Source organism: Fictibacillus sp. 5RED26 (assembly GCF_015903895.1).
In the GTDB taxonomy this organism is placed as follows: domain Bacteria; phylum Bacillota; class Bacilli; order Bacillales; family Fictibacillaceae; genus Fictibacillus; species Fictibacillus phosphorivorans.
Genome location: NZ_JACZDU010000001.1, coordinates 739,441 through 760,539 on the forward strand (window position 1 = coordinate 739,441; position 21,099 = coordinate 760,539).

Here is a 21,099-nt window from a genome sequence, read left to right on the forward strand (position 1 = left end):
GGCTAGCCACTGCAACTAGACAGGTGAAACACTTAAAAGTGAAACGCTAGAATGTGGCTCACCGCATGCCCCGCGGAAAGCGAAGCAACTGGAGCGGAAAATCAACTACTTTCGGGACGCAACAATGATACGAAAACAGACTTTTTTAAAACGTATGTACAATAGAAAAAACCGGCACATGGCCGGTTTTCTCCCTTCACACTATTCATTATTAGCAGAAGCAAGCTGCCCCAACAATAATCAATAGAATAAATAACACTACTACCAATGCAAAAGAATTGCCATAAGAATAACCCATCGATTTTTCCTCCTTTAATTCTTGCAATTGTTAATTCCATATATCCTATGCCTGTTTTCATAATTGAAGTGGGCAGGAGCCCAGATTCCATCAAAATAGGCGTTAAATGTATGTTTGACCATAAAAGTGTCAACGATTTGTAAAGACTGGATACTTGTGAAGAACATATATTCTTTGTTTTAATGAAAAGAGAAAGAAAATACGTAACAGGGAGTCAGCTTATGAAAAAATTACTTTTACCTTTAGTATTATTATTTACGATTGTTTTCCAACTGCCTTTATCGACGTCTGCTCATTCTAAACTAGAAACTTCTACTCCTGCAGAAGGTGAGAAGGTTACAACAGATCTTGAAGCGGTTGTTTTAACGTTTTCAACGAAGATTGAGTCGTTAAGTACGATGACGTTAAAAAACGGTGAGAAAGAGATTCCTTTACAGATTAGTGTAGAGGACGATCAAATGACAGGAGCGATCACAAATCCGCTTGAAAATGGAAACTATACAGTAGCGTATAAAATCATTGGCGCTGACAGTCATGTGATCGAGGGGAACTACTCATTTGCGGTAGATCGCCCTGAACAAGAAGAAACACCAGAAGAGGGTACAACAGATAAAGGGACTCAAGAGAAACAAGAAGACAATAGTGAAAAAGCATTGGATGATCAAGAAAAAAACGAAAAGCCGAATAATCCATCATATTTTGCACCATTAACCATTGGTTTAATTATCATTATTGCTATCGTGTCATTCTTTGCATTTAGAAGAAAGCGTTAAAGGAAAAGCCTCGAATATATCGGGGCTTTTTTTCGTACTATAGGAAAGATAACAAAGTGAATTATTTATTTTGTTTTTAGTAAAGAATATGAGCAAATAGATAGTTTTTTCTAACTATTCTGTTATATGATGTATATTGTCTTTTAATTTTCAGAAGGGGTTAGGTGATAGGGTGGATACATTTAAGAGATTAAAAGATTTTTATTGGCCGTATAAAAAGTACTTTTATTGGTCGATCTTGACTTTGATTCTAGTGTCAGGAATTACAGTTGTTTATCCGATGGTCTTACAATTTACCATCGATGAAATCATTATCAAAGGGGAATATTCAACCGTACCATATGTTGCATTAGGCTTTGTACTTCTGATGGTAATAAAAGGGGCAGCTACATATACTCATCAGTTTTATGGAGATCTGTTCGGTATTCGTTCTGTTTATGAACTTCGTGAATCTTTATACGAAAAGCTGCAGTTTCTGCCATTCGATTATTATGATAATGCAAAGACTGGAGATTTAATGTCGAGGTTAACTGCTGATGTTGAAGGTTTTCGTTTTTTTCTTTCTTTTGGCTTCTCACAGCTAATAAATTTTGTTTTAATCATAGGTTTTAGTCTCTCCGTAATGTTCTTCTATTCAGTTCCATTAGCACTCATTACACTGTGCATGATGCCTTTCCTCGCACTCGTTGTTTACAAGTTTGATAAAGAAGTTCATCCGGCTTTCCGTGGAATTCGGAAATCTATGGCGAATCTCAATACGAAGGTTCAGGAGAATATTAGCGGAATCAACACTGTTAAATCGTTATCACGTGAAGATTTTGAGATTAATAAGTTTGATACGTCTAATGAAGATTATAAGTCTCAGTACTTAAACACGTCTCATATTTGGGCTAAGTACTTTCCGGTAATGGAATTGATCGGAAATCTGTCGGTCGTTTTACTGCTTGCTTATGGTGGCTATCTTGTTATTCAAGGGAACCTGACAGCTGGAGAGCTCGTGGCGTTCTTTAGTCTTGTTTGGTATATCATGGGACCCATTATGAATCTGGGGTTTATCATGAACACTTTCTCTCAATCAAAAGCATCAGGAGAGCGTTTGTTGGAAGTGTTAGACGAACCTCTTGAGATGGAAGGGAAAGATCGCGAACTTGAAATGGTTCGCTTTCACGGAGAAGTGACGTTTGAAAATGTTACACATCGTTATAAAAACGAGAAAAAAGAAGCACTCAAAGATATTTCTTTTACAGCAAAACCTGGTCAGACGATTGGATTGATCGGTGCCACGGGTTCTGGAAAAACATCCATTACCCAACTACTATCGAGGTTTTACAATCCTGAATCAGGAACCATCTTAATAGATGGTAATCCACTCGATGATTATTCGTTAAGAACGATCAGGAAAAATATTGGTACCGTTCTTCAGGAGTCTTTTTTGTTTTCGTCAACGATAAAAGATAACATCTCTTACGGTAACCCATATGCAGATATGGATGATATTATCGATGCAGCAAAACGAGCTCAAGCGCACGACTTTATAATGGAGCTTCCTGATGGTTACGATACGATATTAGGAGAAAGAGGACTAGGACTATCTGGTGGCCAAAAACAAAGGATTTCAATAGCTAGAGCGATCCTTATCAATCCAACAATCTTAATACTTGATGATGCGACAAGTGCTGTAGATATGGAGACAGAATTCAGGATACAAAAGGCTTTAAAAGAAGTGATGAGCGACCGTACAACATTCATTATTGCTCACCGTATCTCTTCTTTAAAACATGCTGATGAGATACTTGTCCTATCAAAAGGGAAGGTAATCGAACGAGGTACACACGACGAGTTGATACAGCAAGAATCAGGAGCGTATCGAAGAATTTATGATATTCAGTATCAAGATAAAGAAAAAGTCTTTCAAATGAACGGGCAGGGGGTGTAAGGAGGATGCAGCATTCAAAGGAATTAAAAACGAAGAAATCACCTCGTTTTAAATATTCTTCTGAACAAGTGATCGATAAACCGTTCAACTGGGGGCAGATTATTCGGTTGTTTCAATACATGAAGCCTTACAGCAAGAACTTGTTGCCAAAGGCGATCATCGCGATGATGGTTTCGACTGCAGTAAGACTTGTAGTTCCTATTTTTATAGGTGTTCTAACGTTTGATCATGCAATCAAGAACAAAGATACGAACCTTCTTGTGAAATTAATCATTGCGATCGGGGGCCTCTACCTATTATCCTGGGGTGCGAATACGTTGCGGATAAAATGGATGAACTATCTTGGGCAATATGTGATCTACGACATACGTCAGCATCTGTTCAAGCATATTCAGCGCCTGTCACATCGCTTTTTTGATCAGCGCTCTGCAGGATCTATTCTTGTTCGCATCATTAATGACGTGAACTCTTTACAAGATCTGTTCACGAACGGTGTTATCAACGTATTGATGGATATCATCCTTCTGTTTGGTATCATCGTCATCATGTTCATCTACAGCCCAGAGCTAACGCTAGCGATCATGGTGATCTTGCCTCTTATGTTCTTCATCTCGACAAGTTTACGAAAGAAGATCAGACGCTCTTGGCAAGTTGTACGTATTAAACAAGCTAAGCTCAATTCACACCTGAATGAAAGCATACAGGGGATACGAGTGACTAAATCGTACACACAAGAAAAGGAGAATATGAGCTTCTTTAATGGAGTTAACAACGAAACGTATGATAGCTGGAAAACGGCGACACAACAGAATGCATTGTTCAGACCGTTTGTTGAAATGTCTAATGCGATTGGAACAGCGATTCTATTGTGGTTTGGTTCCTACTTGATACAAGGTGAGGCACTTGAAATTGGGGTATTTGTTACGTTTGCTTTTTATCTCGGTATGTTTTGGGAGCCGATCTCTCGACTTGGGCAAGTTTACAATCAGCTTTTAGTAGGAATGGCTTCATCTGAAAGAATCTTTGAATTTTTAGATGAAAAACCGAATGTTCACGAAAAAGAAAATGCTTTTTCGTTTTCAAAAATTAAAGGGGAAATTCAGTTTAAGGACGTTGAGTTCTCCTATAATGCGGATCGAAAAGCATTAAAAGGCATCGATCTAACGATACAAGGGGGTCAGACCGTCGCACTGGTCGGCCATACAGGGTCAGGTAAGACGACGATCGCGAACTTAGTGAGCCGATTTTATGATCCAACATCGGGTACGGTACAGATTGATGGAAAAGATTTGAAAGACGTCAATCTAGCGAGTCTTCGTGAAAAAGTAAGTGTCGTTCTTCAAGATACTTTTATCTTTTCAGGAACGATTAAAGAGAATATTCGCTTTGGGAGACCTGGTGCTTCCGATGAAGATGTTAAGAATGCTGCAAAAGCAGTTGGAGCACATGCATTTATCGAGAGACTGTCGAATGGCTATGAAACAGAAGTAGAGGAAAGAGGAAATGTTTTATCAGTTGGTGAAAGACAGCTACTTTCATTTGCAAGAGCACTTCTTGCAGATCCTGATATTCTGATTCTGGATGAAGCAACGGCAAGTATCGATACCGAATCTGAACAAAAGATACAACAAGCCTTAAAGACGCTTTTAAAGGGAAGAACAGCGATCATCATTGCACATCGACTTTCTACGATCAGAGAGGCAGATAATATCGTCGTTCTCGATCACGGTGAGATCATGGAGCAAGGTAGTCATGCGGAGCTTATGCATGCAGAAGGCATTTATTATCACCTTGTCGTATCTCAGTTTAAGATGCTTGATGCGATATAAAAAAACGCCTGGGAAATTTTTTTCCTAGGCGTTTTTGTTTATTGTAATGCTTTTGAAAGTGTATCAATGTTTTGGTTCATGATAGATAGGTAATCTCGCTCTTTTTTAATGTCGTCTTTCGTTAATGTCTCTAAGTTATGAAGAGTCAGGGTTTCTGCACCGACTTCTTTTTTGATCATTGCAGCTACTTTATTATTTACGTTCTCTTCATATAAAATATAGCTGGTCTTTTCTTTTTTTGCGTTTTCAATAATTTCTTCGATCTGATGCTGACTAGGTTCATGCGAAGGTGAGAGACCGCTGATTGCTATTTGTTCAAGGCCGTAGCGTTCTGCCCAATATCCGTATGCAGCATGAGATACGATGAACGAATTCTTTGGTGCTTCTTCCACTTTTGTTTTAAATGTTGAATCCAATTTCTCTAAATCAGCAACTAGTGCTTTATGATTCTTTTTAAATTCAGCTTTTGCATCAGGATTTAATTTTACGAGTCCGTTATAAATATTATCTGCAATCTGCTGTGCGAGAACAGGATCAAGCCAAATATGAGGATCTAAAGAACCATGATCATGATGTCCTTCTTCCTCATGAGCATGTTCTTCTTCATGAGCATGCTCTTCGCCTTCATGTTCTGCAGATTCATGATAGGATATTCCTTTTGCACCATCAATGATAGGCATATCTTCTTCTTTCAATGTATCTGCAACAGAAGATGAGAATTCATCAGACTGGAGTTTGTTATAAACGAAAGCATCACCTTCAGTCATTTCGACCATCTTTTTTGTAGAAGGTTCATACGTGTGTGCATCAGCACCAGGAGGTATAATAGAAGATACTTCTACATGTCTCCCTCCAATTCTTTCAGTGAAATATTCTAACGGATACATGGTTGTATAGATCTTCAATGTACCCTCTTTTTGATCAGATGTGCTATTATTACCGCATGCCGCTGATAGAATTAACATTATCGTTACGCTTAATAAGCTTATCGTTCGCATTTTAGCTTTCTCTCCTTTCAAACAATCCTTACTCATTATAAACGTAATCATTACGATTTGTAAAATATTATTTCTTGCATGCGAAGATTTATTACTAGATGTGAAATATATAGTCTAAAATGAATCTCTAAAGGGTAGTGATTTTACAAGCAGGTAGAAGTCATTTTTGGTATAATAAAGAAGATGTTTTTTAACTAAGCGTTTTAATAAGCGTGAATCAGGCTTAAAAAGGAGAGCGCGTACTAACATGAATATTGCTTTTTATTTGTTGCCTAAAGATGAAGTGAAGTATTTGAACCCAGAAGCAACGATGAGACAGGCACTTGAAAAGTTATCTTACCACAAGTACACCTCTGTGCCTCTCGTCTCAGAAGAAGGTCGTTACATAGGAACGTTAACGGAAGGCGATCTGTTATGGAAACTTAGAGAAGCCTTTGACAAAGGGTATGATGATGTATTAAAGACGAAGTTAGTGAATGTACCTCAGCGGATAAATAATATCTCTGTTTCCATCAACTCTAACATGGAAGATCTTATTACTTTGTCTACCGATCAAAATTTTATACCCGTTACAGATGATGACGGCCATTTTATTGGAATTATTAGAAGACGGGATATTATCAAGTATTGTGCAAATTTAATCTGGAATAAAGAAGTTACGAAAGATTAAGGCTGAATGTCTTAATCTTTTTGTACATATAGGAGGATTATTTTAGGTGAAAATACTTGCAGTCGCGTTTGGAGGAATAGTTGGAGCACTGCTGCGTTTTTGGTGCGGTCTGTTTCTTTTTCACCCACAGGGGTCTTTTCCGTTTTCGACTTTTTTGGTTAACGTAATCGGCAGTTTTATTCTAGGCTGGTTCGTTGTTTATGGTGTGAAACGTATAAACAACAACCATTTAATAGTAGCACTACAGACTGGTTTAATCGGTTCTTTTACAACATTCTCTACTTTCAACACAGAAATATTATTACTGGTTGAGGATCAGCTGTATACAATGGCATTGTTATATTTTTCTGCAAGTGCTGTTACAGGTGTTATCGCTATCTACTTAGGAATGAAGTTAGGTTCTATTTACTATGGCAAAGCAGGTGAAGAACAATGATCTCACAAACAATAGCCGTAGCAGCAGGTGGGGCTGTAGGTGCAGTTGTTCGTTTTTTAATTAGTCAACGGATAAATAGAGGTTTCCCATGGGGAACGTTGGCTGTTAACGTCGCTGGATCGCTTCTGTTAGGGTGGTATGTGGCAGATGAAGGAGACGGTCTATTGAGTTCACTGTATGCTACTGGTTTTTTGGGAGCTCTCACCACTTTTTCCACCTTGCAATTTGAAGCAGTAACTATATTAAAGAGTAATGCTAAAAGAGGTCTAACGTATTTGTTCCTTACATATATATTAGGACTACTAGCAGCTTGGACAGGCTTTGTTATCGGCATAAAATGAAAATATTAAAGGAGATATAATGAAAGATTTAGTAATTTCTTTATTAGAATGGATTATGAGTTTAGGACATCTTGGGATCGCACTTGGTTTGATGGTCGAAGTGATCCCGAGTGAGCTGGTTTTGTCTTATGGAGGGTATATGGTGTCACAGGGGCACTTAAACTTCACGCTGAGTGTTATTGCTGGAACGATCGGAGGAACGATTGCACAGCTCTTTTTGTATTGGATGGGATATTACGGTGGCCGTCCGTTTCTTGAGAAGTATGGAAAGTATGTCCTAATCTCAAAGAAGCAGATCGACTTGTCTGAAAGATGGTTCAATAAATATGGAACAGGTGTCATCTTTTTTGCACGATTTATTCCGGTTGTGAGACATGCTATCAGCATTCCAGCGGGAATCGCAAAAATGTCATTCGCGAAGTTTACGTTGTTCACAACATTAGCTGTTATTCCATGGTCAATTTTCTTTATTGAATTAGGCAGCCGTCTTGGTTCTAACTGGGAGGATATTAAAACGATTGCAGCTCCTTATACACGCGGAATCATGATCATAGCTGTTGTTGTCATCTTTTTGTTTATTCTTTATAAAGTAAAGAAGAAATAATCATCGCTGTCATATTGTCTTACACGTAATGGCCTGGTATTTATGTACCGGGCTTTTTTTATTATTCTTCAAATAACGTATAGACAAATTCTAACGAGAGTTGTACACAACATATATATCGCTACCGCAATATAAAACGAAAGGGGAGGAATTGAGATGGATACATTTATTAAGAGTTATCATGAAACATACAATGCAGCTAAAGTTAATGAGTTGCTTCTGCGCATTAAAGAACACCAAGGGAAAGAAAATATCGCTGCGAAAGTGACCGAAGCGATGGAGATCTGTGGATTCACTCCTGGAGACATTGAGCAAGTATTAAAACAACTGCGAGGGGGGGACAGACCCTAGACAATTACACTTTTACTAATTTTGTACATTTACAGTGGACACGATTGGATTATACCACCATTGCATTTGCCTTATATGTGGAATGGATCAAGCCCTTTCTTAGACGATAACCTCACTTCTGCGTTATACTTCTTGTAAGAGGTGATGGTTATGGATATAACATTAAGCGCAAAGAAGTATATAGAAGAAGTGCTTGAAATGAACAACGCCAATGGAATAAGAGTATACTTTTCAGGAATGGGCTGAGGAGGTCCTAAGCTTGGCCTGGCTCTGGATGAGCCGGAAAACTCTGATATTATCGAAGAGATCAACGGAATTCGTGTAGCGTTTGATCCAAGGATCAAAAAGCAGACTTCTGCATTAAAATTAGACTTTGAAGATTCTAAATATGGATCAGGTCTCGTGATGCTTGGACAGGACGATTGTTGTTAACAAATTAAACCGCTGATGACTTTTTAAAAGTCATCAGCGGTTTTTCTTATTGTTTAGATTTTCTAAATCCCGAATCCATCGCTTCTTTTTCTGTGCAGAACCATAATTCGGGCTTTGTCACTTTATAATAACGGCCACTCTCCAGATGATAAATTTTATCTCCAGAAGAGCTGATGTTACCTTTTATCGTACAATCTTCATTTTGTGATTTGTGTTGTGGTTTCTCTTCTTCATTATCTGAAACATAACCTTCTTCTTGAACATAGTTCTCTAAGCTCCAAATACCAACACCTTCTTTCTGGGCTTGCTTTTGAATACTTTCGTACTGATCTACATACTTCGTATTCGGCTCGAACACATAGGCTACACGTGCGAATCCTTTCTTTAGCAGGCTTTCTTGAACGCTTTGTCCATCTGCATAGACATAAGCGAGAAGACGACCGTACTTATCTCGTTCTCCTATTCCAAGCTCTAACTGAACATCAGCTTCTTCTAGCATATTTTCTGTGTGTTTACTAGCTTCTTTGCTAAAAGGCTGAACGGGTTTAGAAGGATGAACACTTTCTGGTGTATCAACGAGCAGAAAGCGAACCGTTTCTAACTTACCATCAACTCGAACTTTTATCGTATCTCCGTCAACAACCTTTTCAACTTTTACAGGAATTCGTTGTTCATCGTTAGAAGTCAAATAACTACAGCCAGACATAAGGAACACGATACTAATAATAGAGACTAGCAATTTCTTTTTTAACATATAAACATCCTTCATATTTAATTGATTGAATATGCTTTACCATTTACTATTATAATAAATGATAGGTCGTAGAGATTATAGATTACCATAAATCATTCTTTTGAAACGTAAGAAAGGGGATTCACTTGAAAAAGATATATAGAAATCTCAGTATGTGTGTAGTAACTATTTTAATGCTTGTTGCAGCGGGATGTGGAAACGATTCAAAATTAAAAGAAGCAAAGCTAGAGAACCAAAACAGTGAACCTGTAGTTGTTTTCCCATCTGACAAACCATCACTCATCTTTTTATTTACTACAGCTGGCTGAGGTCTCTGCCAAAAGCAGCTGGTTCAGCTGAATGAAAATATAGGTAAATTTAAAGATATGGATGTAAATATCTATGCGGTAAGCTCTGATACGGTTGAGCATCTGTCTTTCCTTCACAAAGAGATGAAACCTGCTTTTCCGTTTTTATCTGATCCGGAATTTAAGCTCATTGACCATTTAGATATGAAAGGGGACAGTGTAGCTAAACGTGGATACGCACTGATCGATAAGGAAGGAAAGGTTATCGTTACAGAGGTGAACGACCATTGGGGAGAAGAGATCGAACAAACTTCTAAACAGATTCATGAAAAATATAAGAAGTTAGAGAAATAGTCCGGCAACCAACGGACTATTTTTTTCGGGATTCGTTATCTGTCACAGTTTCTCCATACTAGTTGTTATAAAATGGGGTTATAATGATAGTAGAAACACTCTAGGAGGGATTTTCCATGCTTAAAAAATCTTTTTGGCTTGCAGCGATCGCAGTTCTTGCTATTGGCATACTGGCAGCTTGCGGTGGAGGAAAAGACAAAGAAAAAAGCACTAAGAATGCGGAAGAAACGATTACAATTGAAGCTACTAATTTTAAATTCGATAAAAAAGAGTATGAGATACCAGCAAATAAAGACGTAGCTCTTAAACTAGAAAACGTTGATGGTAACCACGCGGTCATGATTGAGGGAGAAGACGTGAACGTAACAGGTGGTTCTTCTGATGTCGTAAATTTAAAGCCTGGTGAATATACATTACGATGCAGCGTTCCTTGTGGAAACGGTCATGCAGATATGGTATCAAAACTTGTTGTAAAATAAATAATCAGCCTCTAGCTATAAAAGCTAGAGGCTTTCATTATATCTTTTTAATCTGCAGAAGCTCCTTATTGTAAGGAACTTCATTTCCTGTAGAAGCCCACAGATTACCTAATAATCTTGGCATCATCTGGTCTGAAGGAATCGCACCTCTATGATGGCGAAAATGTTCATAATACAAAAGATAGAGCCAAGAAGAAGTAGGAATAAGTATATTTTGAGCAAATTCGTGACTTTCCGTTATCGTTGCAAAAGAATGGGACTCCCATCCTGAAATGAAACGTGTGCGCTTACCGTTCAGCTTAGATTCTATGTAATGAAGAGAGTGTGCCACTTGTGGATCATCATCACCATCAGCGTGTGCCAATCTTGATTGGAATTCTAGAGACATGGAATCAATGTCATCTACTACGGCGACGACATGGCATAGCGCTTTATCGTAATGCGCGTTTAACGGGGTCCATTTATATCGCTGCAGCAACTCTAAAAATGGTAGTTGTTCAATGGGAATATCCGTGTAAGGCGGTGGAAAGAGCTGTCTGCCATATTTGATCTCGTGAAACGTTTTTCTTTCAAAAGAAGCACACACATACCACGTATCGTTTTCGTCCTTAATTAACCGTTCACCAGACTCCAAGGAATATGGGGTGTACAACCCTTTTTTTGAGATTTCATAAGAGGGCAATTCTTCCTCGTACAATTCACTCAATATTTCATCACCAGGCTGTTCGATCGCAGCCATTACAAAAGTTGTAATCCGCATGGTTATCATATTCCTTTAGTTTTTTATTTTCTTAAAGGTATCTTTTAAATCTGTGAATCCTTCTTTAACAGCTGAAAAACTATTTTTCTTTTGGTAGATGTCATATCTTAAGTAATCTTTCTTTTCTTGAAGAAGTTGCTGCTGTGTTTTTACATCGTTCATACGAGCGGTAATGCTGTCACCGGTGCTCTTCATTTGTTGAACGGTACTCATTGACTCCTTCATAGCCTTAATTCCTGGAATTAAAATAAATAGAGCTGCAGCTGCGCATATAGCTAAGAAAATCCATAACCACATCAATACAATCGCCTCCAATCAATCTATCTATACTAAATTACCCGTAATTGATAAAGAAAAAACAAAAAATCGAGGACAGAAAGTCTCGATTTTATCGCTTTGGACATGTAGAACAGCAAGTCCCGTTATCTGTTTTGTAATAAAGGCAGCAAGTCTTACGGGTCTTAGTAGGTCCGCAGCCAATAGGAGCTGCAAAGCGATGGAAAGGGTTTTTCGTTAACCCAAAATGAAAAGCATGAGCTTCCATAAAGAATGCATAATCTTCTTGGATTCTTTTCATAACTTCTGCTGGATGTTCTTCATTTAACCACGTTTCATAAACCCAGCGTATGTAAATCCATGCGTTCTCCCAAAGAGTTGCTTTTGAAATGCGTGCAGTGCTTGCGATATGATTCAACATGACTGACATGTTCTCTTTAAAAAGTGTTTCAATAACTGAAGATCGCCAATCTGCTCTATTTTCGTCAGCAATGCGAGCAGATGCATCTTTCAGTGTGAATGATGGAAGCCACATGCTGTCAGAGTTGTGATCGATAAGATAGACATTTTTTATGTTCATATCAAATGACTTGTTCAGGATGGTCATCCCATATAAACAGGAAGTTAAACTGCAATACGCATAGCGCTTAAAGAAAAGAGACGCTGTTACAGGGCGTTTGTTTGAACCGATACGCGGTCCTGTTTGATCCAAAAATTGAAGCAGATTATCAGAGCTCAACAGTTGTTCGGCAGAAACGACAACTTCATTCTCATACGGCGCTTGAAAAGAGAAGCGATAGTTCGAACTGATATGCTTTTTTTCTTCTGCTGTCCAACCGTTTGACTTAGGCGTACTGAGGAGTATTGACATGTCGAACGACTCGCCCCTTTCCATATGGAATACACATTGGTGTGCCGAAAACTGGATCAGGAATCACAGAACTCGCCATCTGAAATACATCTTCTACTAATTGTTCGTTCATAATTTCTTCAGGTGCACCCTGTGCGTAGACGGTTTTATCTTGAATCGCTACAATATGATGAGCATACCGGCAAGCAAGATTTAGATCATGAAGCACCATAACTATTGTTCGCTTTTCTTTTTCATTTAACTCAAAAAGCAGGTCGAGAATCTCAATTTGATGTGTCATGTCTAAGTAAGTAGTAGGTTCATCTAAAAGAATGGTTTCTGTTCCTTGCGCTAAAGTCATAGCGATCCACGCTCGTTGACGCTGACCACCTGAAAGTGAATCGACTGGTGTTTCCATAAAAGGAAGAAGATTTGTAGCATCAAGTGCGTTCATTACGGCTTCTTCATCTTCTCGTGACCATTGCTGCAGCCATGATTGATAAGGAAATCGTCCTTGTTTAACGAGCTGCAGTACAGTTAATCCTTCAGGAGCAATTGGTCCTTGCGGCAAGATTGCTAGTTCTTTTGCTACTTGTTTTGTAGAACGTTTCGCAACGTCTTTACCGTTTAGCAATACATGACCACCTTTAGGGTTTAAGAGTCTTGCCATAGAACGTAACAGAGTGGATTTTCCACAACCATTGCTTCCGATCAAGACGGTAATCTTACCTTTAGGAATCTGTAGGTTCAACTCGTCGATAATCGGTTCTTTTCCATAAGCTAATGTTAGGTTAGAGGTTGTAATTACAGCCATCTGTCATCCACTCCTGTTATTGGTTTTTAAATAAAAGATAGATAAAGTAGGGAGCACCGATCGCCGCTGTAAAAACACCGGCGGGTACTTCTAAAGGTGAGAATAAGGTACGTCCGGCAAGGTCCGCCAATACGACCATGATACCCCCGATCAAGGCCGAAGCTGGAAACAAGCCGCCGAACGATGATCCTGAAATTCTTCTAGCGATATGTGGTCCGATAAGCCCAACAAACCCCATCGCACCTGCAAACGCGACTGCTGAACCAGCAAGAGCTGTGCAGACCATTAAAAGTAAGAAACGTTCACGATGAACGGAGATTCCTGCTCCTTTTGTAAGGTCATCACCGAATCCTTGAATGTTCAAACGGCGGACGAGTAGTACTAAGATCGGAATCAATCCAATAAACCAAGGCAGCAAAGCTTTTACTTCGTTCCAGGAAGTACCGTACACCGTTCCAGTAAGCCATATTGTGGCCTGACTCGCTCTATAGATCGGTCCCATAAGCATCATGAGCGTTGTTAAAGCCTGTAATAAAGCCATAAGCCCGATTCCTATTAATATGAGACGAATAGGTGTAACTCCGTCTTTCCAAGCTAATGCATAAATTAAGAAAGCAACGATAGTAGCGCCACCAAAAGCAAACAGTGGTAAATAATTAATACTTAATAAAAGGTTGTTTGAATCATCACTGAACATCGTTAGAAAGGCAACTGCAGCAAAACCTGCACCACCTGTTATTCCGATCATATCGGGAGAGGCTAGTGGGTTACGAATAATGCCTTGCAAGATAGCACCCGAAAGAGCGAGTGAGGCTCCTGCAATAAATGCGACTAATACCCTCGGCAGCCTAAATTCAGTAATGATGAGCTGGTTAATATCTAGCCCAGTTCCGATTAATGCATTGAACACATCCCACGGTGCGATATACATATCACCGACACCGATACTTATTAGCATGGCAGCTATTGCTGCTAGTGTTAAGGCAATTATGCTAACAGTCGTTTTTTTATCAATTAAAAAAGAAAATGATTTACGCTGTAAGACCCAGTACTTTCTCATTTTTGAAAAATTCCTTTTCGAACAATATAGATGAAGAAGGGTGTACCGATCAGGGCTGTTACAACTCCAACAGGTGCTTCTTCAGGCATGATGATATAACGTGCGCCAATATCTGCAACGACGAGCATAATGCCACCTATAATAGCAGAGTATGGCACGATCCAGCGGTGATCATTTCCTACAAGATACCTAGCAAAATGAGGAACAACAATTCCTATGAAACTGATAGGGCCAGCAATTGCAACTGATCCTCCAGCTAGTATGATAACCATGAGAGCTGCCGCTAGTTTAAAAACGACTGTTTTTTGACCTAAACTGATGGCGACGTCCTCTCCAAGCGCAAAGGCATTTAACTGCCTTGATAATAAGAGGGAAATCACCCAAGCGATAACAAGTGCAGGTAAGACCGCGACTAGCATAGAAAGTTTTCTTCCTTCTACTGAACCAGCTAACCAGAATAGAACCTCATCTAGTGCTTTTTCATTGGTAACGAGCATACCTTGCGTGAGAGATGCAAAAAGAGCGGCCATCACAGCTCCAGCAAGTGTCAATTTAACAGGTGTAAGTCCACCTTGGCCAGCAGAACCTAATGCATAAGCCAATCCTGCAGCAACTGCAGCTCCTAAGAAACCGATCCACATAAATTGTTGTATGGATGATACTCCTAGGAAAGTAACGCCAAAAACAATAAAGAATCCAGCACCGGCATTAACACCAAATATATCCGGAGATGCAATTGGATTTCGAGTGAGCGCTTGCATGAGAACGCCGGCGATCCCTAAAGAGATGCCAACAGCCATACCTACAAGTGAACGTGGGACTCGAGATAGTTGAATAATTAAATGTTCGTTAGAGCCGTTAAAAGCCGTATACGCTTCAATAGCTTGTTTTAGTGAAGTGTTCATATAACCAAGCACAACACTCAAGACCATTATAATGAGTGCGATTAGTATGCCAACGATAAGCCCGGCTGTCTTCAATTTATTTCCGTATAATATTCCGTTCATTAGAGCCTCTTTTATTAATGAAAGTTATTCTCATTTATCAGTTTAAAAGTAAAGTAGGTTTCTGTCAATGACTTTGAAAATCATTATCATTTAGTTGTTGACAACGTATTCATAACATATTATGATACGAATTGTAATTGATTCTCATTATCATTTACATTATAAAAAGGGGAGAGAAAATAGAATGAAAAAAATTACATACAAATGGCTTGCTTTCGCAGCGGTGTTAACGTTAATGCTTGCATTGGCAGCATGCGGCGGGAAAGATAAAGAAAAAGAAGAAAAATCAGAAGGATCTTCTGAGAGCTATAAAGTAGAACATGCAATGGGGACAACAGAAGTTAAGGAAAACAAGAGAGTGGTTGTCTTAACAAACGAAGGTACTGAAGCAGTACTAGCACTTGGGGTAAAACCGGTTGGAGCCGTGAAATCTTGGTTAGGTGATCCTTGGTATGATCATATTAAAAGTGACATGGATGGCGTTGAAGTAGTAGGTGACGAAAGTGCTGTGAACGTTGAGAAGATCGCAGCTTTAAAGCCTGACTTAATCATCGGAAACAAACAGCGTCAAGAGAAACAATATGACGAACTAAACAAAATTGCACCAACTGTATTTTCAGAAGAGCTTCGTGGTGATTGGAAGATCAACTTCGAACTATATGCAAAAGCATTAAATAAAGAAGAAAAAGGAAAAGAAGTTCTAGCTGCATTCGACAAGCGTATTGAGGATATGAAGAAAAAGGCAGCGGATCAATTAAAAACAGAAGTTTCAGTGGTTCGTTTCTTGCCTGGAACATCTCGTATCTATCACAAAGATTCTTTCTCTGGTGTAATTCTTGATCAAGTTGGATTTGCACGTCCTGGTGATCAGAACAAGGATGATTTTATGGCAGAAGTAACACAAGAACGTATTCCTGATATGAATGGTGACATTCTGTTCTACTTTACGTACGAAGCTGGAGATGGAAAAGCGACTGATACAGAAAAAGAATGGACAGGTAACCCGCTTTGGAAAAACCTTGATGTTGTTAAAGCAGATAAAGCTTACAAAGTAAGTGATGCAATCTGGAATACAGCTGGTGGAGTAAAGGCTGCAAACTTGATGTTAGATGATCTGGAGAAGTATTTCTTAAAAAAATAAGTGTGTAATAGAGAGGGAGCGAGCAGTCGCTTCCTTTTTTCTTCTTCAAGTCAACTCCAGTTTTTCCTAAAAATTGAGCATGGATGAAGATAACCAGGAGGAAAGGCGTTCTTAATTTGTACACAAATTCGCAATAAATCTGCCATAAGTTTTCCAAGGGAAAAGGGATAAAAAACATAAAGTATAAGTGTAGACAAAATTTATTCCTGGAGGTTTGTGTGATGGAAAAGAAAACGTCGCTTGAAAAGGAACTGCAGCAACGTGAGATCTTAATGAAAGACGAGCAAACAAATGCTTGGTTTTACGAAGATCACATCACAGCCATCGTTAACCGTGCACGTAAAGAAGGTGCATTCGATAATTTAGATGGATTAGGGAAGCCACTCCAGCTTGATGAAGATCTTGCTTATAATCCTGAAAAGCGCCTTCATAAAGTAATGAAAGATAATAACATTCTCCCGAATTGGGTGAAACTTGGTCAGGAGATAGACGTACTAAAAGAGGAACTAAAAACGTACACATTAGAATTTAACATCAAAAAGACAGTAGAGACCATTAACCAAAAAGTCTTTCAGTATAATTTAACTTGTCCGCCTAGTGCACAAAGGATGAAGATAAATCTGGAGGACGTTTTGAAGAAATAATTGGAGGGTGTATGTCAAAGAAAAGTACATTAAATGCTGAACATTATCAATGGGGAGATGCATGTGATGGCTGGCACCTTCTAAAGCAAGATAACCTAAGCATCATACAAGAAAGAATGCCCCCTCACACAGCTGAGGTGAGACATTATCATGTGTTTTCACATCAATTCTTCTTTGTGTTAGACGGAGAATTGTTGATCGAAAAAGATGGAGAAGAAATTACACTTACCGCGCATCAAGGAATAGCTATTCCGGCAGGAACAACCCATCAAGTTCGTAACGAGACAAGTTTGCCTGTTGAGTTTCTTTTAACTTCTCAGCCACCTGCGCAAGGAGATAGAGTTGTAGTGAAAAAAGTAAAAAGTATTAGTACAGTGACCCTTTAACCTCTAATTGGATAAAGGGTTATTTTTTTGTCATGTGAATCTCATCTTATGGGAAAGATAGAAGAAAAAGCCCAGGAGTCATGAGATGTTAATGTATAAAGAGACCACGAATCAATCGGTACGCATTGAACACTTTGTAATGCCAAAAGAAGAAGAAACGATTTGGATGTTTTATCAATCTCCTGAAGAAATGAATCAAGACGAAATATTAGAGCAGCTTGATCTTCATCCGTTAGCCAAGCATGCTTTTATGAATTTTTCGGAACATCCACAATTGAATGTCTATGCAAACCACGCTGTTGTTTCAACGTTTTATTTAGGAACAGAAAATTATGAACCAATAAGGCTTAACCTATTAATCGGTAAGAACTATTTAATTGTCATGAGTGAACATGAAATATCTTTTAGGGAACAACTTGTTAATGATTTCACTAGCAATCCCGAGCACATGAAGCATGTTAGTTATATGTTGTACTATCTGATGAAGGATATTGTAAGTTCTTATCTAGAAGTAGTAGATCAACTTTCGGATGAGTTTTTAGAGCTTGAAAAAAGTGTGTTTATCGATCCGCAGAAACGCGAGATCGGGCGAGATGTCTACCGCTGGAAGACTCGTTTGCACAAGCTTAGACAATATGTTGAAGCTGAAGAGAGCATCATTCAGAAAATGGGACATGATGACTTTGAATATGCAAATGAAGAGTCAGGTTTTTACTTTAAGGATTTGCTATCCTCATTTTCAAGGGTAACTGCTGCTTTTGACAGTTTTAAAGAAAATTTAAAAGGTATTCTAGATCTCCAAATGTCTTTAAAGTCCGATCACATGAATAGAATCATGAAAACTTTGACCTTGGTTAGTGCGGTATTCATACCTCTCACATTTATTGCTGGTCTTTACGGAATGAATTTTGAATTTATCCCTGAACTTAAATGGCGATATGGTTATTTCTACGTTTTAACTCTTTGTTTAGCTCTCGCTATAATGATCATGAGCTATTTTAGAAAGAAAAGATGGTGGTGATTTTACATAAAAATGTATGAGCTGAGGAAAATAAAGAAAAAAGGAGGACGTGAAGAATGGAAAAAAGACCGTATTATATTAATGTTGAAACTGGTGAGATCCTTCCAATCAAAACTGCTTCTACTTTTCAGTTTGAAATTTCTGCTTCTGATGAAGACGTAAGACATCTTGAAAGAAAGTTTAGTGAGCTGGACAGTACGGCAAATGATACTTTTGTGAGGTCACATTTACCATACGTACCTTATTCAAACGACTCAGACAACGACAGGTATGATGAAAAACTAAGAGAAGCGTATCAGATGATTCATGATCTCGGTCAAGAGGAAACAAGACAATTTATTGAAAGTATGAGTTTTTGGAATCCTGAGAAACCACAAGATTTAGAAAAAAGACCAAAAGACTAAATGTCTTTTGGTCTTTAAGTTCTTAGTAGACAAAATAGGCAATGTAGATGATGAGGCCGATCACGAGTGTGAAGCCGGCGAGTGCAATAAATACAGGATTCAACAATGCAGTATGTCTTGATACAGCAGGATTTACTTCATCTTCCGTATACATTTTTTGTTTTTTTGCGATTTTCATCGTCCACCAGAGACCTACTGCAGCTACAAGGACAGATAACAAAATAAAGAACAATGTAAACAATTTGTGTTCACTCCTTAAACCTTGTTTGTCCTAATAGTGTTTGTGGTTTTATAGGCTTTCATGCATAAGAAAAGAAGGTTGCTTCAATGAATCCAGTCGTGCCAGTTCATTCTTTACAAGTGTAAGAATCTTAACCTGATCATTTGTATCAAAAATGTTGTACTGATCACTCTCAATCATCAATACAGGCGTTTTATCGTAGGCTTTAATCCATTCTTTGTATTTAGCATGAAGTGTTCGATAATAAGCCAAAAGTTCTGGGTTCTCATCAACTTGTTCGTATGAACGACCTCTTTGACGGATACGACTTAATACAGTCTCAATATCACTATCCAAATAGATAAGTAAATCAGGACGTGATTTTGGCGTTTTGTCGATCTCGTTCATCATCGTTTCAAGTAAATCTTTATACGTGTCAAATTCAAGCTGTGTCATGTTTCCGGAATCAAAATTCAGTTCGGCAAAAATTAAATCTTCATAAAGGCTACGATCAAGAACGTTATCTGGACTTGTACGAGCTTCTCGGATGGTCTTAAAACGTGTGTTCAAAAAATAAATTTGAAGCGGGAAAGCCCAGCGCTTCGGGTTTTTGTAATAATCGGGTAAAATAGGATTGTCAACGACGCTTTCATAAAAGATAGAACTCCCAAGCTGCTCGCTCAAAAATTCAGCATATGTAGACTTGCCTGTACCGATCATACCTGCCATTAAAATCACGGTATATCCTCCTAAAATGGTGCATCATCTGCTCTGAAATCAGTGATGCGGGACTAGTGTAAAACGTATGTATTCATAAGTTCAAAAATCAATATATGGTATGTAAGTAATAAAGCCTTTCTAAATATATCATGTAATACAAAAGGTGAACAGAGGTTGTTTCATTAAGAAATAAGACTTAATGGGGATTTTCTGATCAAACACGAATACGTACTGCTGTAGGATGATATGAGATTTTAAAGAGCGGTGGAGATTAAGACTTATTGCTTGAACTATGATCATTATGTAAATATCATAAGCTTCAAAAGTGAAAACATATAAAAAAGCAGAACTGAGGTTTAACTAAAGGGGATATAAACATGACCATTCATATAAAAGTATATTCTGATTTTGTGTGTCCATATTGTTTCTTAGCTGAAACGCCGCTATTAAAAGCAACTGAAGGTAAAGATGTTGAAATTGAGTGGATGCCATATGAACTCAGACCATTTCCGCAAGAAACGTTACGAACTGATGAAGATTATCTACAGCGTTCGTGGCAGGAGTCCGTTCAGCCTTTATCAAAAAAAATGGGTGTTGATATGATTTTGCCAGATGTGTCACCTCAACCACATACTTTCTACGCACATGAAGGATTGTTGTTTGCCAAAGAATACAGCAAGGAAAGAGAGTATGCACATCTTGTTTTTAAAACTTTTTATCAAAAGGGTGAAGATATTGGAAAAATCACCGTACTTCGTAAGATCGCCGAAGAGGTGGGTCTCGATGGCAACACATTTCAACGCGCTTTGGAAAACCGTGAATTTAATCAAGAAAGAGAAAAGTATTTAAAAGAAGCTGTAGAAGATCTGAACATCACTGCTGTTCCTACCATTATTATTGGTGAGCGAGTATTAAAAGGCCTGCATCCTCAAGCAAATATCGAACGTGCATTAAGAGGTGCTATTAGGGATGCGAAATTTGAATTTTGTGATGGGGACGAATGTGAATGAAAGTGAAAATAATGAAAAAAGAGCGCTTAGAAGGTCATCCTTCTTAGCGCTCTCTTTCGTTCTTAACAATGAAAAAAGGGGGTTGTTGATAGGGATGTCTATAATATATCAATCTCCAATTCATTTTGGACGAATATGTGATTTTTTTGATAAACGTTATCACTTTGTGACAAAGTCGCGCTGACGGACTAAAGGGCATTTATTTAAAATGAAAAAAGCCCTTAATTAGGGGAGGGCTTTTTTC

General features: G+C 38.4%; 28 protein-coding genes and 1 pseudogene. 18 read left to right on the plus strand and 11 right to left on the minus strand.

Going from position 1 to position 21,099, the window contains the following annotated elements; translation table 11 throughout:
- Positions 1-211: 211 nt before the first annotated feature.
- On the minus strand, positions 212-298 hold the full coding sequence (locus IHV10_RS03930; RefSeq protein WP_082820548.1) for a YjcZ family sporulation protein: 87 nt from the start codon (positions 296-298) through the stop codon (positions 212-214).
- Between the two features lie 221 nt (positions 299-519).
- On the opposite strand from IHV10_RS03930, the gene IHV10_RS03935 reads away from it, so the two are divergent.
- From IHV10_RS03935 to IHV10_RS03945, 3 genes are all read left to right on the plus strand, one after another.
- Complete coding sequence (locus tag IHV10_RS03935) at positions 520-1,071, plus strand: copper resistance CopC family protein (protein WP_197127412.1); 552 nt, start codon at positions 520-522, stop codon at positions 1,069-1,071.
- A 172-nt stretch (positions 1,072-1,243) separates the two neighbouring features.
- On the plus strand, positions 1,244-3,007 hold the full coding sequence (locus IHV10_RS03940) for an ABC transporter ATP-binding protein (protein WP_197127413.1): 1,764 nt from the start codon (positions 1,244-1,246) through the stop codon (positions 3,005-3,007).
- 5 nt (positions 3,008-3,012) lie between these two features.
- Entirely contained in the window at positions 3,013-4,836 is a 1,824-nt protein-coding gene (locus IHV10_RS03945; protein ID WP_197127414.1) for an ABC transporter ATP-binding protein, read from the plus strand.
- A gap of 38 nt (positions 4,837-4,874) precedes the next feature.
- On the opposite strand, the gene IHV10_RS03950 is transcribed toward IHV10_RS03945, so the two are convergent.
- Complete coding sequence (locus IHV10_RS03950; RefSeq protein WP_197127415.1) at positions 4,875-5,834, minus strand: metal ABC transporter solute-binding protein, Zn/Mn family; 960 nt, start codon at positions 5,832-5,834, stop codon at positions 4,875-4,877.
- Positions 5,835-6,081: 247 nt separating this feature from the next.
- On the opposite strand from IHV10_RS03950, the gene IHV10_RS03955 reads away from it, so the two are divergent.
- The 6 genes from IHV10_RS03955 to IHV10_RS23075 all read left to right on the plus strand — a co-directional run bounded on the left by IHV10_RS03955 (position 6,082) and on the right by IHV10_RS23075 (position 8,668).
- Positions 6,082-6,504, plus strand: a complete 423-nt coding sequence (locus IHV10_RS03955) for a CBS domain-containing protein (protein ID WP_191752712.1) — start codon at positions 6,082-6,084, stop codon at positions 6,502-6,504.
- Between the two features lie 46 nt (positions 6,505-6,550).
- Positions 6,551-6,940 carry a fluoride efflux transporter CrcB gene (gene crcB / locus IHV10_RS03960; protein WP_197127416.1) on the plus strand — a complete coding sequence of 130 codons (390 nt, stop codon included), beginning with the start codon at positions 6,551-6,553 and terminating at the stop codon, positions 6,938-6,940.
- Positions 6,937-7,281 (plus strand): fluoride efflux transporter FluC, encoded by a 345-nt coding sequence (locus IHV10_RS03965; protein WP_197127417.1) that lies wholly within the window; start codon positions 6,937-6,939, stop codon positions 7,279-7,281. The genes crcB and IHV10_RS03965 overlap by 4 nt, the downstream gene beginning before the upstream one ends.
- 19 nt (positions 7,282-7,300) lie before the next feature.
- Positions 7,301-7,885 carry a DedA family protein gene (locus IHV10_RS03970; protein WP_197127418.1) on the plus strand — a complete coding sequence of 195 codons (585 nt, stop codon included), beginning with the start codon at positions 7,301-7,303 and terminating at the stop codon, positions 7,883-7,885.
- Between the two features lie 156 nt (positions 7,886-8,041).
- Positions 8,042-8,236, plus strand: a complete 195-nt coding sequence (locus tag IHV10_RS03975; RefSeq protein WP_191752709.1) for a hypothetical protein — start codon at positions 8,042-8,044, stop codon at positions 8,234-8,236.
- A gap of 150 nt (positions 8,237-8,386) precedes the next feature.
- Entirely contained in the window at positions 8,387-8,668 is a 282-nt protein-coding gene (locus IHV10_RS23075; protein WP_197127419.1) for an adhesin, read from the plus strand.
- Positions 8,669-8,714: 46 nt separating this feature from the next.
- On the opposite strand, the gene IHV10_RS03985 is transcribed toward IHV10_RS23075, so the two are convergent.
- Positions 8,715-9,422 (minus strand): thermonuclease family protein, encoded by a 708-nt coding sequence (locus tag IHV10_RS03985; RefSeq protein WP_231619412.1) that lies wholly within the window; start codon positions 9,420-9,422, stop codon positions 8,715-8,717.
- A gap of 125 nt (positions 9,423-9,547) precedes the next feature.
- Here IHV10_RS03985 and IHV10_RS03990 point away from each other — a divergent pair, with 125 nt between their 5' ends.
- From IHV10_RS03990 to IHV10_RS04000, 3 genes and pseudogenes are all read left to right on the plus strand, one after another.
- Positions 9,548-9,730 carry a hypothetical protein gene (locus tag IHV10_RS03990; protein WP_197127421.1) on the plus strand — a complete coding sequence of 61 codons (183 nt, stop codon included), beginning with the start codon at positions 9,548-9,550 and terminating at the stop codon, positions 9,728-9,730.
- A 15-nt stretch (positions 9,731-9,745) separates the two neighbouring features.
- A pseudogene (locus tag IHV10_RS03995) lies at positions 9,746-10,063 on the plus strand (redoxin domain-containing protein); the annotation flags it as partial.
- Between the two features lie 116 nt (positions 10,064-10,179).
- Positions 10,180-10,542 (plus strand): cupredoxin domain-containing protein, encoded by a 363-nt coding sequence (locus IHV10_RS04000; protein WP_197127422.1) that lies wholly within the window; start codon positions 10,180-10,182, stop codon positions 10,540-10,542.
- 37 nt (positions 10,543-10,579) lie between these two features.
- Here IHV10_RS04000 and IHV10_RS04005 read toward each other — a convergent pair whose 3' ends face one another.
- The 6 genes from IHV10_RS04005 to IHV10_RS04030 all read right to left on the minus strand — a co-directional run bounded on the left by IHV10_RS04005 (position 10,580) and on the right by IHV10_RS04030 (position 15,309).
- Positions 10,580-11,302 carry a hypothetical protein gene (locus IHV10_RS04005; RefSeq protein WP_197127423.1) on the minus strand — a complete coding sequence of 241 codons (723 nt, stop codon included), beginning with the start codon at positions 11,300-11,302 and terminating at the stop codon, positions 10,580-10,582.
- A gap of 15 nt (positions 11,303-11,317) precedes the next feature.
- The gene (locus IHV10_RS04010) at positions 11,318-11,602 is read right to left on the minus strand and encodes a hypothetical protein (protein ID WP_197127424.1); all 285 of its coding nucleotides are present in this window, start codon (positions 11,600-11,602) and stop codon (positions 11,318-11,320) included.
- A gap of 88 nt (positions 11,603-11,690) precedes the next feature.
- A complete protein-coding gene (locus IHV10_RS04015) occupies positions 11,691-12,449 on the minus strand; it encodes an IucA/IucC family C-terminal-domain containing protein (protein ID WP_197127425.1) in 759 nt (252 codons plus the stop codon).
- Positions 12,424-13,242 carry an ABC transporter ATP-binding protein gene (locus tag IHV10_RS04020; protein ID WP_197127426.1) on the minus strand — a complete coding sequence of 273 codons (819 nt, stop codon included), beginning with the start codon at positions 13,240-13,242 and terminating at the stop codon, positions 12,424-12,426. Before IHV10_RS04020 ends, IHV10_RS04015 begins: the two co-directional genes overlap by 26 nt.
- Before the next feature lie 16 nt (positions 13,243-13,258).
- The gene (locus IHV10_RS04025) at positions 13,259-14,302 is read right to left on the minus strand and encodes a FecCD family ABC transporter permease (RefSeq protein ID WP_197127427.1); all 1,044 of its coding nucleotides are present in this window, start codon (positions 14,300-14,302) and stop codon (positions 13,259-13,261) included.
- Positions 14,299-15,309, minus strand: a complete 1,011-nt coding sequence (locus IHV10_RS04030) for a FecCD family ABC transporter permease (RefSeq protein WP_197127428.1) — start codon at positions 15,307-15,309, stop codon at positions 14,299-14,301. The genes IHV10_RS04025 and IHV10_RS04030 overlap by 4 nt, the downstream gene beginning before the upstream one ends.
- A gap of 184 nt (positions 15,310-15,493) precedes the next feature.
- On the opposite strand from IHV10_RS04030, the gene IHV10_RS04035 reads away from it, so the two are divergent.
- The 5 genes from IHV10_RS04035 (at position 15,494) to IHV10_RS04055 (ending at position 18,905) form a co-directional block, all read left to right on the plus strand.
- Positions 15,494-16,450, plus strand: coding sequence for an ABC transporter substrate-binding protein (locus tag IHV10_RS04035; protein WP_197127429.1), 957 nt, complete (start codon positions 15,494-15,496; stop codon positions 16,448-16,450).
- A gap of 221 nt (positions 16,451-16,671) precedes the next feature.
- Positions 16,672-17,094 carry a DUF1992 domain-containing protein gene (locus tag IHV10_RS04040; protein ID WP_197127430.1) on the plus strand — a complete coding sequence of 141 codons (423 nt, stop codon included), beginning with the start codon at positions 16,672-16,674 and terminating at the stop codon, positions 17,092-17,094.
- A gap of 11 nt (positions 17,095-17,105) precedes the next feature.
- Positions 17,106-17,480 (plus strand): cupin domain-containing protein, encoded by a 375-nt coding sequence (locus IHV10_RS04045; RefSeq protein WP_197127431.1) that lies wholly within the window; start codon positions 17,106-17,108, stop codon positions 17,478-17,480.
- 85 nt (positions 17,481-17,565) lie between these two features.
- Positions 17,566-18,501: a magnesium transporter CorA family protein gene (locus IHV10_RS04050; protein ID WP_197127432.1), complete on the plus strand. Its 936-nt coding sequence runs from the start codon at positions 17,566-17,568 to the stop codon at positions 18,499-18,501.
- A 56-nt stretch (positions 18,502-18,557) separates the two neighbouring features.
- A complete protein-coding gene (locus IHV10_RS04055) occupies positions 18,558-18,905 on the plus strand; it encodes a hydrolase (RefSeq protein ID WP_197127433.1) in 348 nt (115 codons plus the stop codon).
- A 22-nt stretch (positions 18,906-18,927) separates the two neighbouring features.
- Here the strand turns inward: IHV10_RS04055 and IHV10_RS04060 are convergent, their stop codons facing one another.
- Entirely contained in the window at positions 18,928-19,146 is a 219-nt protein-coding gene (locus IHV10_RS04060) for a hypothetical protein (RefSeq protein ID WP_197127434.1), read from the minus strand.
- A 48-nt stretch (positions 19,147-19,194) separates the two neighbouring features.
- Positions 19,195-19,854 (minus strand): deoxynucleoside kinase, encoded by a 660-nt coding sequence (locus IHV10_RS04065; RefSeq protein ID WP_197128194.1) that lies wholly within the window; start codon positions 19,852-19,854, stop codon positions 19,195-19,197.
- A gap of 368 nt (positions 19,855-20,222) precedes the next feature.
- On the opposite strand from IHV10_RS04065, the gene IHV10_RS04070 reads away from it, so the two are divergent.
- A complete protein-coding gene (locus IHV10_RS04070; protein WP_197127435.1) occupies positions 20,223-20,855 on the plus strand; it encodes a DsbA family oxidoreductase in 633 nt (210 codons plus the stop codon).
- Positions 20,856-21,099 lie beyond the last annotated feature (244 nt).